The sequence below is a fragment of the Burkholderia sp. SR8 genome, from assembly GCF_052851275.1.
Window position 1 is genome coordinate 36,753 of the sequence record NZ_JAULUC010000025.1, and the last position, 13,167, is coordinate 49,919.

Annotated in this window: 11 protein-coding genes; 10 read left to right on the plus strand and 1 reads right to left on the minus strand. The window is 67.3% G+C overall.

All coding sequences use genetic code 11. The features are described from left to right. Nucleotides 1-3 precede the first annotated feature (3 nt). The gene (gene ilvA / locus Q3A80_RS25825; protein ID WP_446331648.1) at nucleotides 4-1,527 is read right to left on the minus strand and encodes a threonine ammonia-lyase, biosynthetic; all 1,524 of its coding nucleotides are present in this window, start codon (nucleotides 1,525-1,527) and stop codon (nucleotides 4-6) included. A 576-nt stretch (nucleotides 1,528-2,103) separates the two neighbouring features. Between ilvA and Q3A80_RS25830 the strand changes: the two genes are divergently transcribed. The 10 genes from Q3A80_RS25830 (at nucleotide 2,104) to Q3A80_RS25875 (ending at nucleotide 13,110) form a co-directional block, all read left to right on the plus strand. Then, a complete protein-coding gene (locus Q3A80_RS25830; protein WP_446331649.1) occupies nucleotides 2,104-6,129 on the plus strand; it encodes a DUF3683 domain-containing protein in 4,026 nt (1,341 codons plus the stop codon). A gap of 87 nt (nucleotides 6,130-6,216) precedes the next feature. Further along, nucleotides 6,217-6,660: an HIT family protein gene (locus Q3A80_RS25835; RefSeq protein WP_446331650.1), complete on the plus strand. Its 444-nt coding sequence runs from the start codon at nucleotides 6,217-6,219 to the stop codon at nucleotides 6,658-6,660. Then, nucleotides 6,657-7,070, plus strand: a complete 414-nt coding sequence (locus tag Q3A80_RS25840) for a gamma-butyrobetaine hydroxylase-like domain-containing protein (protein ID WP_446331651.1) — start codon at nucleotides 6,657-6,659, stop codon at nucleotides 7,068-7,070. The genes Q3A80_RS25835 and Q3A80_RS25840 overlap by 4 nt, the downstream gene beginning before the upstream one ends. A gap of 52 nt (nucleotides 7,071-7,122) precedes the next feature. After that, nucleotides 7,123-7,854, plus strand: a complete 732-nt coding sequence (gene ubiE, locus Q3A80_RS25845; RefSeq protein WP_044846838.1) for a bifunctional demethylmenaquinone methyltransferase/2-methoxy-6-polyprenyl-1,4-benzoquinol methylase UbiE — start codon at nucleotides 7,123-7,125, stop codon at nucleotides 7,852-7,854. 41 nt (nucleotides 7,855-7,895) lie between these two features. Beyond that, a complete protein-coding gene (locus tag Q3A80_RS25850; protein WP_446331652.1) occupies nucleotides 7,896-8,927 on the plus strand; it encodes a TIM44-like domain-containing protein in 1,032 nt (343 codons plus the stop codon). 163 nt (nucleotides 8,928-9,090) lie between these two features. Then, nucleotides 9,091-9,717, plus strand: coding sequence for a ubiquinone biosynthesis accessory factor UbiJ (locus Q3A80_RS25855; protein ID WP_446331653.1), 627 nt, complete (start codon nucleotides 9,091-9,093; stop codon nucleotides 9,715-9,717). A gap of 12 nt (nucleotides 9,718-9,729) precedes the next feature. Beyond that, complete coding sequence (ubiB, locus tag Q3A80_RS25860) at nucleotides 9,730-11,307, plus strand: ubiquinone biosynthesis regulatory protein kinase UbiB (RefSeq protein ID WP_446331654.1); 1,578 nt, start codon at nucleotides 9,730-9,732, stop codon at nucleotides 11,305-11,307. Between the two features lie 27 nt (nucleotides 11,308-11,334). Continuing rightward, entirely contained in the window at nucleotides 11,335-11,961 is a 627-nt protein-coding gene (locus Q3A80_RS25865; RefSeq protein ID WP_446331655.1) for an SAM-dependent methyltransferase, read from the plus strand. A gap of 95 nt (nucleotides 11,962-12,056) precedes the next feature. Further along, complete coding sequence (locus Q3A80_RS25870) at nucleotides 12,057-12,398, plus strand: FmdB family zinc ribbon protein (protein ID WP_446331656.1); 342 nt, start codon at nucleotides 12,057-12,059, stop codon at nucleotides 12,396-12,398. A 61-nt stretch (nucleotides 12,399-12,459) separates the two neighbouring features. After that, entirely contained in the window at nucleotides 12,460-13,110 is a 651-nt protein-coding gene (locus Q3A80_RS25875) for a DUF502 domain-containing protein (protein ID WP_322022348.1), read from the plus strand. Nucleotides 13,111-13,167: the final 57 nt, after the last annotated feature.

Consider the following 13,167-nt stretch of genomic DNA (forward strand, 5'->3'; position numbering starts at 1 on the left):
CCTTTACGACAGGAAGAGGCGGTACGCCGGATTGGCGCTCTCTTCGACATACGGATAGCCGAGCGCCGCGAGGAAGCGTTCGAACTCGGCACGATCGGCCTGCGGTACCTGCAGCCCGACGAGGATCGAGCTGTAGTCCGCGCCCTGGTTGCGGTAGTGGAACAGGCTGATGTTCCAGTCCGGCGCCATCGACGACAGGAATTTCATCAGCGCGCCCGGCCGCTCCGGGAATTCGAAGCGGAACAGGCGTTCGTCGCGCGCGAGCGGCGAGCGGCCGCCCACCATGTAGCGGATGTGCTCCTTCGACAGCTCGTCGTGCGTGAGGTCGACGGTGTTGAAGCCGTGCGACTCGAAGTTCGCGGCGATCTCCGCCGATTCGCCGCGGCGGCGGATCTGCACGCCGACGAAGATGTGCGCGGACTTCTCGTCGGCGATCCGGTAGTTGAATTCCGTCACGTTGCGGTCGCCGACGAGCGAGCAGAAGCGCTTGAAGCTGCCGCGCTCCTCGGGAATCGTGACCGCGAACACGGCTTCGCGCGCCTCGCCGACCTCGGCCCGTTCCGCGACGAAGCGCATCCGGTCGAAGTTCATGTTCGCGCCGGACGTGACCGCGACGAGCGTCTGGTTCTCGATGCCTTCGCGTTCCGCGTAGCGCTTCGCGCCCGCGACCGCGAGCGCGCCCGACGGCTCCAGCACGCTGCGCGTGTCCTGGAACACGTCCTTGATCGCCGCGCACAGCGCATCGGTGTCGACCGTCACGACGCCGTCGAGGAATTCGCGGCAGAGCCGGAAGGTTTCCTCGCCGACGAGCTTCACGGCCGTGCCGTCCGCGAACAGGCCGACTTCCGGCAGTTCGACGCGCTCGCCTTTCTGCAGCGACTGCGCCATTGCGCACGAATCCTCGGCCTGCACGCCGAATACCTTGATCTCGGGGCGCACGGCCTTCACGTATGCGGCCACGCCGGACGCGAGGCCGCCGCCGCCGATCGGCACGAAGATCGCGTGAATCGGGCCCTGGTGCTGGCGCAGGATTTCCATCGCGATCGTGCCCTGGCCGGCGATCACGTACGGATCGTCGAACGGGTGCACGAACGTGAGATCGCGCTCGGCCTGCACCTTCACCGCGTGCGCGTATGCATCGCTGTACGATTCGCCCGCCTGGATCACCTCGACGCTCGGCCCGCCGTGCGCGCGCACCGCGTCGACCTTCACCTGCGGCGTCGTGACGGGCACGACGATCACGGCCTTGACGCCCATTCGGGCCGCCGAGAACGCGACGCCCTGCGCGTGGTTGCCGGCCGATGCCGTAATCACGCCGCGCGCGAGCGCGTCGGCCGGAATGTGCGCCATCTTGTTGTACGCGCCGCGCAGCTTGAACGAGAACACCGGCTGGTTGTCCTCGCGCTTCAGGTACACGGGGTTGCGCAGCCGGGCCGACAGATTGCGGGCGGGTTCGAGTTCCGTCTCGAGCGCGACGTCGTAGACGCGCGCGGTGAGGATTTTCTTCAGGTAATCGTGGGATGCCATGGGCGCTCGCGTGCGGTGCGGAAAGCAGACGGTAAAGGATCAATGATAGCGCCAAGGGTCCGTCCGCACGCAAGCGGCATGCCGGGCACGCCGCCGCGAACCCGCGCGGGCAGGGAGGCCTGCCGCACGGAGCGGCCTTTTTTACCGGTTTAACCGCATGGTTACCGACCGGACGGACGGCGAATGCCCGCGCGAAACCGCGCCGACCCAGGCCTGGCGCGGGTTGCGGCGAAAGCCCCACGCCGTGTCCGGCGTCCCACGCACGGGCCGATCATGGGTTAGAATTCCGTTTTGAATCAAGGATCGGAAGATGCAGAGGCACCCTCGGATCGCCCCGTTGAAGCCGTCGCCGCGCGCAGCCAGCCCCGCGGCGGAACGGCATGCGCGCCGCGCGCGATCGTGCTGATGGCTCCGAGTGCCGCCAGGCCCTGCCGGCCAGGAACGGTGAGTCCCCACCCGCTCCGGCCCCATGCGAGATAGTCGCCCGCCTGGCACGAGAACAGATTTCCCCAAGATTGCGCCCACGCGCTTGCCGACGCCCGTGCACGGTGTATCGGCCCTCCGAGTCGTCCGAACATGAACGCACCACAAGTTTTCGATCCGCATGGCGCGGCCGCCGCCGTCGCCGCCGACCCCGCGCCCCGTCTGCGCGAGATTCCCTACAACTACACGTCGTTCTCCGATCGCGAGATCGTGATCCGCCTGCTCGGCGCGGACGCGTGGTCGGTGCTCGACGAGCTGCGCGCGGAACGCCGCACGGGCCGCTCGGCACGGATGCTGTATGAAGTGCTCGGCGACATCTGGGTCGTGCGCCGCAACCCGTACCTGCAGGACGACCTGCTCGACAACCCGAAGCGCCGCGCGCTGCTGATCGAGGCGCTGAATCACCGCCTGACCGAGATCGGCAAGCGCCGCCGCGCCGACCTGACCGAGCACCACGACGACGCGGGCCGCGAACGCGCCGGGCGCGTCGAGATGCTCGAGGCCGCCGCGCAGCGCGCGGTCGACGAATTCGCAGACGAATTCGACAAGATGGCCGACCTGCGCCGCCGCGCGACGAAGGCGCTCGGCCGCTGCACGCAGAAAGACAACATCCGCTTCGACGGGCTGTCGCGCGTGTCGCACGTGACCGACGCGACCGACTGGCGCGTCGAATACCCGTTCGTCGTGCTGACCCCCGATACCGAAGCCGAGATCGCCGCGCTGATCAAGGCGTGCTTCGAGCTCGGCCTGACGGTGATCCCGCGCGGCGGCGGCACCGGCTACACGGGCGGCGCGGTGCCGCTCACGCCGTTCTCCGCGGTGATCAACACCGAGAAGCTCGAACAGCTCGGCGCGGTCGAGCTGACCGAGCTGCCGGGCGTCGCGCACAAGGTGCCGACGATCTTCTCCGGCGCGGGCGTCGTCACGCGCCGCGTGACCGAAGCGGCCGAAGCGGCCGGCTACGTGTTCGCGGTCGATCCGACCTCGCTCGATGCATCGTGCATCGGCGGCAACGTCGCGATGAACGCGGGCGGCAAGAAGGCGGTGCTGTGGGGCACCGCGCTCGACAACCTGGCGTGGTGGCGGATGGTCGACCCGGACGGCAACTGGCTCGAAGTCACGCGCCACGAGCACAACCAGGGCAAGATCCACGACATCGACGTCGCGCGTTTCGAGCTGAAGTGGTTCGACGGCACGTACGCGCCGGGCGAGAAGCTGCTGAAGACCGAGATGCTCGAGATCGAGGGCCGCCGGTTCCGCAAGGAAGGTCTCGGCAAGGACGTGACCGACAAATTCCTCGCCGGGCTGCCGGGCGTGCAGAAGGAAGGCTGCGACGGGCTCATCACGTCCGCGCGCTGGGTGCTGCACAAGATGCCCGCGCACACGCGCACCGTCTGCCTCGAATTCTTCGGCCAGGCGCGCGAGGCGATCCCGAGCATCGTCGAAATCAAGGACTACCTGTTCGAGACGTCGAAGCAGGGCGGCGCGATCCTCGCGGGCCTCGAGCACCTCGACGAGCGCTACCTGCGCGCGGTCGGCTACGCGACCAAGAGCAAGCGCAACGCATTCCCGAAGATGGTGCTGATCGGCGACATCGTCGGCGACGATGCCGACGCGGTCGCGCACGCGACGTCCGAAGTGATCCGGATGGCGAACGGCAAGAGCGGCGAAGGCTTCGTCGCGATCAGCGCGGAGGCGCGCAAGCGCTTCTGGCTCGACCGCAGCCGCACGGCTGCGATCGCGAAGCACACGAACGCGTTCAAGATCAACGAAGACGTCGTGATCCCGCTGAACCGGATGGGCGAGTACACCGACGGCATCGAGCGCATCAACATCGAGCTGTCGCTGAAGAACAAGCTGCAGCTGGTCGACGCGCTCGAAGCGTTCTTCCGCGGCGGCAACCTGCCGCTCGGCAAGACCGACGACGCGAACGAGATCCCGAGCGCCGAACTGCTGGAAGACCGCGTGCAGCAGGCGCTGGAGTTGCTCAAGCGCGTGCGCGCGCGCTGGGAATTCGTGCGCGACCGGCTCGACCAGCCGCTGCGCGAGGCGCAGCACTACCTCGTGCAGCTCGGCTACGAAGCGCTCGCCGAGAAATTCGCGGATCGCGCGGACGAGCAGCCGGGCGCGACCGTGTTCCACGTCACGCAGGACCGCACGGTGCGCATCTCGTGGAAGCAGGAGATCCGCGCGGAACTGCGCGCGATCTTCAACGGCGGCGCGTTCAAGCCGATCCTCGACGAAGCGCAGGCGATCCACAAGCGCGTGCTGCGCGGCCGCGTGTTCGTCGCGCTGCACATGCACGCGGGCGACGGCAACGTCCACACGAACATCCCGGTCAACTCCGACAACTACGAGATGCTGCAGGACGCGCACGCGGCCGTCGCACGCATCATGACGCTCGCGCGCTCGCTCGACGGCGTGATTTCCGGCGAACACGGGATCGGCATCACGAAGCTCGAGTTCCTGACCGAAGAAGAGATCGCCGAATTCCGCGCGTACAAGCAGCGCGTCGATCCGAACGGCCGCTTCAACAAGGGCAAGCTGCTCGACGGCGCCGACCTGCGCAACGCATACACGCCGAGCTTCGGGCTGATGGGTTACGAGTCGCTGATCATGCAGCAGTCCGACATCGGCGCGATCGCCGATTCGGTGAAGGACTGCCTGCGCTGCGGCAAGTGCAAGCCGGTGTGCGCGACCCACGTGCCGCGCGCGAACCTGCTGTACAGCCCGCGCAACAAGATCCTCGCGACGTCGCTGCTGGTCGAGGCGTTCCTGTACGAAGAGCAGACGCGCCGCGGCGTGTCGATCAAGCACTGGGACGAGTTCAACGACGTGGCCGACCACTGCACGGTGTGCCACAAGTGCGCGACGCCGTGTCCGGTGAAGATCGACTTCGGCGACGTCACGATGAACATGCGCAACCTGTTGCGCAAGATGGGCAAGAAGAAGTTCAACGCCGGCAACGCGGCCGGCATGTTCTTCCTGAACGCGACGAATCCGCAGACGATCAACGCCGCGCGCAGCGTGATGATGGGCGTCGGCTACAAGGTCCAGCGCTTCGCGAACGACATGCTGAAGAAGGTCGTGACGAAGCAGACGCAGCACCCGCCGGCGACGACCGGCAAGCCGCCGGCGGTCGAGCAGGTGATCCACTTCGTCAACAAGAAGATGCCGGGCAACCTGCCGAAGAAGACGGCGCGCGCGCTGCTCGACATCGAGGACAACAAGATCGTGCCGATCATCCGCAACCCGAAGTCGACGACCGTCGATTCGGAAGCGGTGTTCTACTTCCCCGGCTGCGGCTCCGAGCGCCTGTTCTCGCAGGTCGGGCTGGCCACGCAGGCGATGCTGTGGGAAGCGGGCGTGCAGACGGTGCTGCCGCCGGGCTACCTGTGCTGCGGTTATCCGCAGCGCGGCTCGGGCCAGTACGACAAGGCCGAGAAGATCGTCACCGACAACCGCGTGCTGTTCCACCGGGTCGCGAACACGCTGAACTACCTCGACATCAAGACGGTGGTCGTCTCGTGCGGCACCTGCTACGACCAGCTCGCCGGGTATGAATTCGACAAGATCTTCCCGGGCTGCCGGATCATCGACATCCACGAGTTCCTGCTCGAGAAGGGGATGAAGCTCGACGGCGTGACGGGCACGCGCTACATGTATCACGACCCGTGCCACACGCCGATCAAGACGATGGATCCGGTCAAGCTCGTCAACGAGCTGATGGGCTCGGAGAAGGACGGCTACAAGATCGAGAAGAACGACCGCTGCTGCGGCGAATCGGGCACGCTTGCGGTCACGCGCCCCGACATCTCCACGCAGGTCCGCTTCCGCAAGGAAGAGGAAATCCGCAAGGGCGCCGCGAAGCTGCGCAGCATCCCGGTCGTGGCCGGCGACGCGCCGGCGCCGGCCGCCGCGGCCGCGAACGGTCCGGACGTAAAGATCCTGACGAGCTGCCCGTCGTGCCTGCAGGGCCTGTCGCGCTACAACGAGGACGCGAACATCGAAGCCGACTACATCGTGGTCGAAATCGCGCGCCAGGTGCTCGGCGAGAACTGGATGGCCGACTATGTCGCGCACGCGAACAATGGCGGGATCGAGCGCGTGCTGGTCTAATGCGGGCATGACGACCGCCCGGCCGGGCAACGGATGAGAGCGGGCGCTGGCGCCGGTGCGCCGGCGCCCGTGCACATGGGAGCGACGATGGAATGCGTGTTTTGCCGTGAAGACGGCGGCGAGGTGCTCTGGCAGGACGACATGCTGCGCGTCGTCCTCGCGACGGGCGAGCACGACTACCCGGGCTTCTGCCGGGTGATCTGGGGCGCGCACGTGGCCGAATTCTCCGATCTCGGCGAGCCCGAGCGGGCACATCTGATGCGCGTCGTGTATGCGGTGGAGCGCGCGGTGCGCCGCGTGATGCAGCCGAACAAGGTGAATCTCGCGAGCCTCGGCAACATGGTGCCGCACGTGCACTGGCACGTGATCCCGCGCTTCTCGAACGACGCCCATTTCCCGCAGCCCGTCTGGGCGCCGCGCCAGCGCAGCGTGTCCGAGGCGCTGCTGCGCGCGCGCGCGGCGCAGGCCTCGCTGCTGCACAATGCGGTGCGCGAGGAAATTCAACGAACGACCGATTCGAGGCAGCCATGAGCGGTTTGACTTCCACGACGCCGATTCCGTCCGGCGTCGTCGTGCACGCGGTGTCGCGCGTGCTCGAATTGCAGTATCCGAACGGCGAGCGTTACCGGATTCCGTTCGAGCTGATGCGCGTCTATTCGCCGTCGGCCGAGGTGCGCGGCCACGGGCCCGGGCAGGAGACGCTGCAGACCGGCAAGCGCGAGGTAACGATCACCGCGCTCGAGGGCGTGGGCAACTACGCGCTGCAGCCGACGTTCTCCGACGGCCATTCGACCGGCATCTACTCGTGGGATCTGCTGTACGAACTGGCGACGCAGCAGGACGCGCTGTGGCGCGACTATTTCGACAAACTGAAGGCGGCGGGCGTCGAGCGCGACGCGCCGATGCAGCCGGCCGGCGCGCCGCACGGCCACTGCCACTGAAATCGACGGCGCCTGCTCGGCGCCGTCTTGCCATTTACTGAGGATCAACGCGATGAGCAAAACCCACTTCGGCTTCGAGAGCGTCGAGGAAACCGAAAAAGCGAAGAAAGTGGCGGGCGTGTTCCATTCGGTCGCGAGCAACTACGATCTGATGAACGATCTGATGTCGGCCGGCATGCACCGCGCGTGGAAGGCGTTCACGATCGCGCAGGCGAACGTGCGCCCCGGCTTCAAGGTGCTCGACATCGCGGCCGGCACCGGCGACCTGACCAAGGCGTTCGCGAAGGCGGCCGGCCCGACCGGCGAGGTCTGGCATACCGACATCAACGAATCGATGCTGCGCGTCGGCCGCGACAGGCTGCTCGACAAGGGCATCGTGACGCCGTCGCTGCTGTGCGATGCCGAGAAAATTCCGTTTCCTGACAACTATTTCGATGTGGTCACGGTCGCGTTCGGGCTGCGCAACATGACCCACAAGGACGCCGCGCTCGCCGAGATGCGCCGCGTCGCGAAGCCCGGCGGCCGCGTGATGGTGCTGGAATTCTCGAAAGTCTGGGATCCGCTGAAAAAGGCGTACGATCTGTATTCTTTCAAAGTATTACCGTGGCTTGGCGACAAGTTCGCGAAAGATGCTGAAAGTTATCGGTATCTTGCTGAATCTATCCGGATGCACCCCGATCAGGACACGCTGAAGACGATGATGGAACAAGCGGGCCTCGATGCCGTCAAATATTACAATTTGTCAGGTGGCGTGGTAGCTTTACACCTCGGAACCAAGTACTAAGGGGTTCTTTCCATACATTCGCCTTACATCTGGAGAAGCTGATGTCCGAATCGCGTTCGTTGTTCAACCGTAGCAAGCCGTCGAAGCCGTGGGCTCGACGGGTCGGCACGCTGCTGATGGTCGGCCTGCTCACGGCCGGCACGTTCGCATCGCTCGACGCCGAAGCGAGGCGCATGGGCGGCGGGCGCAGCATCGGCCGCCAGAGCTCCACGGTCACGCAGCGCCAGGCCACGCCGCCCGCGCAGCAGCCGATGCAGCAGGCCGCGCCGTCGCAGGCGCAGCGCACGAATCCGGCCGCGCCGGCACCCGCCGCGCAGCCGAACCGCTCGCGCTGGCTCGGGCCGATCGCCGGCCTCGCGGCCGGTCTCGGCATCGCGGCGCTGCTGTCGCACTTCGGCCTCAGCGGCGCGTTCGCGAGCATGATGGCGAACGTGATCGTGATCGCGCTGCTCGCGATGGTCGGCATCTGGCTGATCCGCAAGTTCATGAACCGCCGCCGTCCGCACGAGCCGGCGTACTCGGTCGGCGGTTCGGCATCGTCGTCGGGCAACTACTCGCAAAGCCCGTCGTTCCAGCAGGGCGCCGGCAGCAACTATGCGGGCAGCGGCAGCAGCTATGCGAATGAAGCGCAAGGCGTGTTCGGCGGCGGCGCGGCGGCCGCGGGCGCGGCAGGCGCGATGGCGGCTGCACCGCTGCAGGTGCCGGCCGGCTTCGACACCGACGCGTTCCTGCGCAGCGCGAAGGTTTATTTCGTGCGCCTGCAGGCTGCGTGGGACCAGGGCAACCTGGCCGACATCCGCGAGTTCACGACGCCGGAAATGTTCGCCGAGATCAAGATCGACCTCGATTCGCGCGGCAACGAAGCGAACCAGACCGACGTCGTGCAGCTCGACGCCGAACTGGTCGCGATCGAGGATCGCGGCATCGAGCAGTCGGCGAGCGTGCGCTTCCACGGGCTGATCCGCGAATCGGCTAATGCGTCGGCGGCGCCGTTCGACGAGGTGTGGAACCTGTCGAAGTCGGGCAGCCAGGGCTGGCTGCTCGCGGGTATCCAGCAGATCAACACGCACTGAGCGTGACCGGCGGGCGGCTCGCCCGCCGCCCGGGCGACGGCCGCCGCACTGCGACCGCTTGCCGCCCGGGTGTGCGGTTGGCCGCGGTCTGCCGACGATCCGACGTTACAATAGAAACCCGCGTGGGCGCCCGGCCTGCGCGGGTTTTTTCTTTCCCAGCCCGATGACCTTTGCCGCCAAGCCTTTTGCTGCTGCTGTCAATCACCTGCTCGCACGCGAATCGTGGGCGCGCGACCGCCTGATCCCCTACGCGGGCAAGACCGCCCGGCTCGACGTGCCGCCCGTCACGCTGATCCTGCTCGTGCAGCCCGACGGCTATCTGTCGGCGGTCGATGCGCACGACGCGCAGCAGGTCGACGTGTCGATCGCGCTCGCGGGCGACACGGTTGCGGCATTCCTGCAGGGCGGCCAGGCGGCCGTGATGAAGCACGTGAAGATCGAAGGCGACGCGGAATTCGCGACGCAGATCGCGAAGCTGGCCGAGCACCTGCGCTGGGAACCGGAGGAAGATCTCGCGAAGCTGGTCGGCGACGCGGCCGCGTACCGGATCGCGACGGTCGTGCGCGACGCCGGCGCGCGCGCGCGCCGCACCGGCCGCAACGTGCTCGATTCCGTCGCCGAATACTGGCTCGACGAGAACCCGCAAGTCGTCCGGCGCACGGCGCTCGGCGGCTTCGATGCCGAACTGGCGCGCGCGCGCGATGCGCTCGCGCGGGTCGAAAAGCGGGTCGAGCGACTCGAACAAAAAATCGGCGCGCGCACGGGCTCGAGCCCGCGCGGCGCGCACTGAGGGCCGCAGGGCATGCGCATTTTCCGTTTCATCAAGATTGTCTACACCGTCATCCGCTTCGGCCTCGACGAGGTGATGCTGTCCCGGATCGACGACCGGCGCGTGAAGCTGCTGCTGCGGATCACGACGATCGGCCGCCGCTATTCGTCGCCGCCGGCGGTGCGGCTGCGCCACGCGCTCGAAAGCCTCGGCCCGATCTTCGTGAAGTTCGGGCAGGTGCTGTCGACGCGCCGCGACCTGCTGTCGGTCGATTTCGCGAACGAACTCGCGAAGCTGCAGGACCAGGTGCCGCCGTTCGATTCGGCGGTCGCGATCGCGATCATCGAGAAGTCGCTCGGCGCGCCGGTGGACGAGCTGTTCGACGAATTCGAGCGCGAGCCGGTCGCGAGCGCGTCGATCGCGCAGGTGCACTTCGCGAAGCTCAAGCAGGGCGTGCATGCGGGCAAGGCGGTCGCGGTCAAGGTGCTGCGCCCGAACATGTTGCCGGTGATCGATTCCGACCTCGCGCTGATGCGCGACATCGCGACGTGGACGGAGCGCATGTGGGCCGACGGCCGGCGCCTGAAGCCGCGCGAGGTCGTCGCCGAATTCGACAAGTACCTGCACGACGAGCTCGACCTGATGCGCGAGGCCGCGAACGGCAGTCAGCTGCGCCGCAACTTCGCCGGCCTCGACCTGCTGCTCGTGCCGGAGATGTTCTGGGATTTCTCGACGTCGCAGGTGCTCGTGATGGAGCGCATGACCGGCGTGCCGATCAGCCAGGTCGAGACGCTGCGCACCGCGGGCGTCGACATCAAGAAGCTCGCGCGCGAAGGCGTCGAGATCTTCTTCACGCAGGTGTTCCGCGACGGTTTCTTCCATGCGGACATGCACCCGGGCAACATCCAGGTGAGCCTCGACCCGAAGACCTTCGGCCGCTATATCGCGCTCGATTTCGGGATCGTCGGCGCGCTGTCGGATTTCGACAAGAACTACCTCGCGCAGAACTTCCTCGCGTTCTTCAAGCGCGATTACCACCGCGTCGCGACGCTGCACCTCGAATCCGGCTGGGTGCCGCCCGAGACGCGCGTCGAGGAGCTCGAAAGCGCGATCCGCGCGGTATGCGAACCGTACTTCGACCGCGCGCTGAAGGACATCTCGCTCGGCCAGGTGCTGATGCGGCTGTTCTCGACGTCGCGCCGCTTCAACGTCGAGATCCAGCCGCAGCTCGTGCTGCTGCAGAAGACGATGCTGAACGTCGAGGGGCTCGGCCGCTCGCTCGATCCCGAGCTCGATCTGTGGAAGACCGCGAAGCCGTATCTGGAGCGCTGGATGACCGAGCAGATCGGCCTGCGCGGCTGGTACGAGCGTTTCAAGGTCGAGGCGCCGCAGTGGAGCAAGACGCTGCCGCAGCTGCCGCGCCTGATCCACCACGCGATGGCCGCGCGCCACGACGCGCCGCGCGCCGCGAGCGAGGAGCTGATGCGCCAGATCCTCGTCGAGCAGAAACGGACCAACCGGCTGCTGCAGGCGCTGCTGATCTTCGGCCTTGCCGTCGGCGTCGGGGCGCTCGTCGCGCGCGTGCTGCTCGCGCTCGCGTACGGCGCTTGACCGAACGGATTGGAGAGCATTCAAGCGATGTCCGAACCGAAACAGCCTTCCGCGCCGAGCGCCGCCGATTTCGCGACGCGCGACCCCGGCAGCGCGTCGTTCTGGGACGAGCGATTCGCACGCGGCGTGACGCCGTGGGAATTCGGCGGCGTGCCGGCCGGGTTTCGCGCGTTCGCGCAGCGGCGCGACCCGTGCGCGGTGCTGATTCCCGGCTGCGGCAGTGCGCAGGAGGCCGGCTGGCTCGCGCAGGCCGGCTGGCCGGTGCGCGCGATCGATTTCGCCGCGCAGGCGGTGGCCGCCGCGAAGGCGCAGCTCGGCGCGCATGCGGACGTCGTCGAGCAGGCCGACTTCTTCGCGTACCGGCCGCCGTTCGACGTGCAGTGGGTGTACGAGCGCGCGTTCCTGTGCGCGCTGCCGCCGGGCCTGCGTGCCGGCTACGCGGCGCGGATGGCCGAGCTGCTGCCTGCCGGTGCGCTGCTGGCCGGTTATTTCTTCGTGACGAGGAAACCGAAGGGGCCGCCGTTCGGGATCGAGCGCGCCGAACTCGATGCGCTGCTCGCGCCGCACTTCGAGCTGATCGAGGATCTGCCGGTGACCGATTCGCTGGCCGTGTTCGACGGGCACGAGCGCTGGCTCACGTGGCGCCGGCGCTGAAGCCCGCGCGTCGCGGCCGTTGCCGGAGCGCGCCGGGGTTTCGGCTATAATTCAAGGTTTTGCAAGCCGTTTCCAGTTTCTGCGGGAAAAATATCATGCCGATCTACGCCTATCGATGCGAAGCGTGCGGTTTCGCCAAGGACGTGCTCCAGAAGATGAGCGACGCGCCGCTGTCGCAATGCCCCGAATGCGGGAAGGATGCGTTTCGCAAGCAGGTCACCGCCGCCGGCTTCCAGCTGAAGGGCTCCGGCTGGTATGTCACCGATTTCCGCGGCGGTTCGGGCGGTACCAGCGCGCCGGCGACGGCGTCCGGCGAAGCGGGTGCGGCAGCGCCTGCCGCGGCGCCGGCGGCAACCGCACCGGCGGCCGCGAGTTCCGAAAGCACGACGACGAGCGCCGCGCCGGCCCCGGCTGCGGCGCCCGCCGCCGGCAGTTGACAGTCGCGGCCCGTCGGGCCGCGCTCACACCGCGCTTCCGGGCGCGGTTCATTGACGGCAGATGATGAAAAAGACGACCCTGAAAACGGTGTTTCTGACCGGCCTGCTGGTTCTCGTCCCGCTCGCGATCACGCTGTGGGTGCTTGGCCTCATCATCGGCACGATGGACCAGACGCTGCTGCTGCTGCCCGAATCGTGGCAGCCGGAGCGGATGCTCGGCTTCCACCTGCCGGGGATCGGCGCGGTGCTGACGCTCGCGTTCATCTTCGTCGTCGGGCTGGCCACGCAGAACTTCATCGGCCAGAAGCTCGTCACGTGGTGGAACGCGGTCGTGCGCCACATCCCGGTCGTCGGGCCGATCTACACGAGCGTCAAGCAGGTATCGGACACGCTGCTGTCGAGCAGCGGCAACGCGTTCCGCAAGGCGCTCCTGATCGAATACCCGCGCCGCGGCTCGTATACGATCGCGTTTCTGACCGGCGCGCCCGGCGGCGACGTGGTCAACCATCTGACGGAAGAGTACGTGAGCGTGTACGTGCCCACGACGCCGAACCCGACGTCCGGCTTCTTCCTGATGCTGCCGAAGAGCGAAGTCATCGAACTCGACATGTCGGTCGATGCCGCGCTCAAGTACATCGTCTCGATGGGCGTCGTGGCGCCTCCGGCGCCGGCTCCGGCGCCCGCCCGCCGTCCCGTCGAGCCGCCGCTGTAAGTAAAGAATCATCGCCCGGGCCGCGCGTTGCGGCACCCGTTGATCAAACCGAACGAA